The sequence below is a fragment of the Niallia endozanthoxylica genome, assembly GCF_008710145.1.
Lineage (GTDB): Bacteria > Bacillota > Bacilli > Bacillales > Cytobacillaceae > Bacillus_BD > Bacillus_BD endozanthoxylica.
Window position 1 is genome coordinate 1 of record NZ_VYKL01000054.1, and the last position, 2,931, is coordinate 2,931.

Annotated in this window: 1 rRNA gene; it reads right to left on the reverse strand. The window is 52.8% G+C overall.

Annotation, left to right across the window (positions count from 1 at the left end):
• A 23S ribosomal RNA gene (locus F4V44_RS24965) occupies nt 1–2,931 on the reverse strand; the annotation flags it as partial.

A 2,931-nucleotide genomic window follows, 5' to 3' on the forward strand; every position in this document is an offset into this window, starting at 1 on the left:
GGTTAAGTCCTCGACCGATTAGTATTTGTCAGCTCCACGTGTCACCACGCTTCCACCCCAAACCTATCAACCTGATCATCTTTCAGGGGTCTTACTAGCTTGACGCTATGGGAAATCTCATCTCGAGGGGGGCTTCATGCTTAGATGCTTTCAGCACTTATCCCTTCCGCACATAGCTACCCAGCGATGCTCTTGGCAGAACAACTGGTACACCAGCGGTGCGTCCATCCCGGTCCTCTCGTACTAAGGACAGCTCCTCTCAAATTTCCTACGCCCACGACGGATAGGGACCGAACTGTCTCACGACGTTCTGAACCCAGCTCGCGTACCGCTTTAATGGGCGAACAGCCCAACCCTTGGGACCGACTACAGCCCCAGGATGCGATGAGCCGACATCGAGGTGCCAAACCTCCCCGTCGATGTGGACTCTTGGGGGAGATAAGCCTGTTATCCCCGGGGTAGCTTTTATCCGTTGAGCGATGGCCCTTCCATGCGGAACCACCGGATCACTAAGCCCGACTTTCGTCCCTGCTCGACTTGTAGGTCTCGCAGTCAAGCTCCCTTGTGCCTTTACACTCTACGAATGATTTCCAACCATTCTGAGGGAACCTTTGGGCGCCTCCGTTACTTTTTAGGAGGCGACCGCCCCAGTCAAACTGCCCACCTGACACTGTCTCCCACCCCGATTAGGGGTGCGGGTTAGAATGTCAATACAGCCAGGGTAGTATCCCACCGACGCCTCCACCGAAGCTGGCGCTCCGGCTTCTCAGGCTCCTACCTATCCTGTACAAGCTGTACCAAAATTCAATATCAGGCTACAGTAAAGCTCCACGGGGTCTTTCCGTCCTGTCGCGGGTAACCTGCATCTTCACAGGTACTATAATTTCACCGAGTCTCTCGTTGAGACAGTGCCCAGATCGTTACGCCTTTCGTGCGGGTCGGAACTTACCCGACAAGGAATTTCGCTACCTTAGGACCGTTATAGTTACGGCCGCCGTTTACTGGGGCTTCAATTCAAAGCTTCGCTTGCGCTAACCTCTCCTCTTAACCTTCCAGCACCGGGCAGGCGTCAGCCCCTATACTTCGCCTTGCGGCTTCGCAGAGACCTGTGTTTTTGCTAAACAGTCGCCTGGGCCTATTCACTGCGGCTTTTCAGGGCTATTCACCCCAAAAAGCACCCCTTCTCCCGAAGTTACGGGGTCATTTTGCCGAGTTCCTTAACGAGAGTTCTCTCGCTCACCTTAGGATTCTCTCCTCGCCTACCTGTGTCGGTTTGCGGTACGGGCACCTAATCCTCACTAGAGGCTTTTCTTGGCAGTGTGGAATCAGGAACTTCGGTACTTTATTTCCCTCGCCATCACAGCTCAGCCTTCACGCCAGCGGGATTTTCCTCGCTGACAGCCTAACTGCTTGGACGCGCTAATCCAACAGCGCGCTTACCCTATCCTCCTGCGTCCCCCCATCGTTCAAACGGATTTTGGTGGTACAGGAATATCAACCTGTTGTCCATCGCCTACGCTTTTCAGCCTCGGCTTAGGTCCCGACTAACCCTGAGCGGACGAGCCTTCCTCAGGAAACCTTAGGCATTCGGTGGATGGGATTCTCACCCATCTTTCGCTACTCATACCGGCATTCTCACTTCTAAGCGCTCCACCAGTCCTTACGGTCTAGCTTCAACGCCCTTAGAACGCTCTCCTACCACGGACATCAGAAGATGTCCATCCACAGCTTCGGTGATACGTTTAGCCCCGGTACATTTTCGGCGCGGAGTCACTCGACCAGTGAGCTATTACGCACTCTTTAAATGGTGGCTGCTTCTAAGCCAACATCCTGGTTGTCTAAGCAACTCCACATCCTTTTCCACTTAACGTATACTTTGGGACCTTAGCTGGTGGTCTGGGCTGTTTCCCTTTTGACTACGGATCTTATCACTCGCAGTCTGACTCCCATGGATAAATCTTTGGCATTCGGAGTTTGTCTGAATTCGGTAACCCGATGGGGGCCCCTAGTCCAAACAGTGCTCTACCTCCAAGATTCTTACAACATGAGGCTAGCCCTAAAGCTATTTCGGAGAGAACCAGCTATCTCCAAGTTCGATTGGAATTTCTCCGCTACCCACACCTCATCCCCGCACTTTTCAACGTGCGTGGGTTCGGTCCTCCATCCAGTGTTACCTGGACTTCAACCTGGACATGGGTAGATCACCTGGTTTCGGGTCTACGACCACATACTAAACGCCCTATTCAGACTCGCTTTCGCTGCGGCTCCGTCTATCCAACTTAACCTTGCATGTAATCGTAACTCGCCGGTTCATTCTACAAAAGGCACGCCATTACCCGTTAAAGGGCTTTGACTACTTGTAGGCACACGGTTTCAGGATCTCTTTCACTCCCCTTCCGGGGTGCTTTTCACCTTTCCCTCACGGTACTGGTTCACTATCGGTCACTAGGGAGTATTTAGCCTTGGGAGATGGTCCTCCCTGCTTCCGACGGGATTTCACGTGTCCCGCCGTACTCAGGATCCACTCAGGAGGGAACGAAGTTTCAACTACAGGGTTTTTACCTTCTATGACCGGCCTTTCCAGACCTGTTCGCCTACCCCGTTCCTTTGTAACTCCATGTAGAGTGTCCTACAACCCCAAGAGGCAAGCCTCTTGGTTTGGGCTGTTCCCGTTTCGCTCGCCGCTACTCAGGGAATCGCGTTTGCTTTCTCTTCCTCCGGGTACTTAGATGTTTCAGTTCCCCGGGTCTGCCTTCAATACCCTATGTATTCAGGTAAAGATAACATCCCATTACGGATGCTGGGTTCCCCCATTCGGAAATCTCCGGATCAAAGCTTACTTACAGCTCCCCGAAGCATATCGGTGTTAGTCCCGTCCTTCATCGGCTCCTAGTGCCAAGGCATTCACCGTGCGCCCTTTCTAACTTAACC